Annotated in this window: 1 protein-coding gene and 1 pseudogene; both read left to right on the forward strand. The window is 73.0% G+C overall.

Annotated elements, in window-relative coordinates; all coding sequences use genetic code 11:
* A pseudogene (locus ON19_RS38655) lies at window positions 1–483 on the forward strand (hypothetical protein); the annotation flags it as partial.
* 8 nt (window positions 484–491) lie between these two features.
* Window positions 492–1,007: an ImmA/IrrE family metallo-endopeptidase gene (locus ON19_RS02995; protein ID WP_043686331.1), complete on the forward strand. Its 516-nt coding sequence runs from the start codon at window positions 492–494 to the stop codon at window positions 1,005–1,007.
* Window positions 1,008–1,107: the final 100 nt, after the last annotated feature.

The raw sequence follows: 1,107 nt of genomic DNA on the forward strand, positions 1-1,107 counted from the left end.
GTCGGCTCCGCCGCGACCGGTTCGGCCGCAACGGGTTCCGCCGCGGTGGGTTCGGCGGCCGTCGGTTCCGCGAGTCCCTTGCTGCTGTTGTTGATTCCGCTCCCGCAGGCGACCGTTCCGCCCGCGCCCGTGCTGCCACCGGTGACCGTTCCTCCGGTACCCGCCCCTGCGGCGCCGTGGATCTCGCCGATTCCGATTGATGCGCCGATGATTCCGCCGTTCGCCGCACCCGCGCCCGATCTTGCCGCACCCGCGCCCGATCTTGCCGCGCCCACGCCGCTACGGGAGCAGCCCGCGTCCCCGGTGGTCCGCCCGGCGAGCAGCACCGACGTTCTACCCGCACCGCGGCTGCTGCCGGTGATCGGCGGACTGATCGCGCTCGCCCTCGCGGGCGTGGGATCCGGCGTGATCAGCTTCCACAGCGCGGCGGCCGCGCAGGCCAGGATCGACGCTGCCCGCGCCCAGTTCTTCCCGAGGCCGTGAGGCAGCCGATGAGCGTGAGCCGGATACGCGGTGACTTGCGGTCGTACCGGCGGGTGGCCGCCGCCGTCGACGCGGTGTGCGCGGTGGCGGCCGACTTCGACGCGACCACCCTCGACGAAGTCGTTCGCGCGATCGCGGGCGAGCGGCGCCGCGAGATCGAGATCGCCAGTGCGCGGCTGGGTCCCGGCGTCTGCGGGCAGCGTCGGTTCTACCCCGACCGCGACGTGATCGTGCTGGCCGAGACGCTGCCGAGCCGCGAGCACACCCTCGCCCACGAACTGGGGCACATCGTCTTCGATCACGAAGGCGCGCCCGCGCCCGAGGTGACCGTGGCGGCGAGCGACGACCTGATCGCCTACATGCTCAGCCAGCGCGCGCACCAGCAGATCGTCGACGACGGCGCCGACGAGCTCGCCGAATGGGAGGCCGAGACGTTCGCCGCCATGCTGATGACCCGGCTGCGCGTGTTCGACAACCGGGGCGCGGGCGTCTCGGTCCTTCGATTCGACGAGGCGCTCGGATGACCCTGTGGACGACGGCCCTGCTGGTCTGGATCGCCGCCGGCGCACGGGTGGGGCGCGTCCTGGTCAAGCCCGCGACCACGGCCCGGGTGGCCATCGTCGT

The sequence above is a fragment of the Nocardia abscessus NBRC 100374 genome, from assembly GCF_000308455.1.
In the GTDB taxonomy this organism is placed as follows: Bacteria; Actinomycetota; Actinomycetes; order Mycobacteriales; family Mycobacteriaceae; genus Nocardia; species Nocardia abscessus.